The organism is Bradyrhizobium sp. MI1.3, assembly GCF_055811695.1.
In genome coordinates, this window is sequence record NZ_JBVVPQ010000248.1 from 1 (window position 1) to 579 (window position 579).

At 56.3% G+C, this 579-nt stretch carries 1 pseudogene; it reads right to left on the minus strand.

The window, feature by feature from the left end:
• Positions 1-183 precede the first annotated feature (183 nt).
• Positions 184-447 (minus strand): annotated as a pseudogene (locus AC0L3A_RS40875) (transposase); the annotation flags it as partial.
• Positions 448-579: the final 132 nt, after the last annotated feature.

Consider the following 579-nt stretch of genomic DNA (forward strand, 5'->3'; position numbering starts at 1 on the left):
GATCGGCGCGCCGTAAACCCTGTGCAAAAAAGCGGGCTTCGAGCCCGAACCATTTATCTGGGAACGGCACGCGCGGACTCATCATGGCCTGGCCGCAACAGCGGCCCACTTGCAAGAGGCCGGATACATTTGTGCAGACTGCATCGTCCTCATTAAACGACCTTGCACGGGCGGGGCGGGTCATACATTTTTTGAAAGAAGCTCACGCAGCGCCGTCGCATCCAGCATCTGCTCGGCCAACAGCTTCTTCAGCTTAGCGTTCTCGTCCTCAAGCTGCCGTAGCCGCTTGGCCTCCGAGACGTCCATACCGCCGAATTTGGACTTCCAGTTGTAAAGCGTCGCTTCCGAGACGCCGTGCTTGCGTGCCAAATCGGCCGTCTTCGCACCGGCCTCATGCTCGCGCAGCACGCCTATAATCTGCTCTTCCGTAAACCTGGCTCGCTTCATTTGTCCGTCCTTCAGATGACGTGCCCCCGCCAAATTAGGCCAGTTTGAACTGAAGTTTTCCACTTTTGATCCCCTAATGGGGAGAGGAGAATTCCATGAAGGCATCGAAGTTTTCAGAGGCGCAGATTGCAT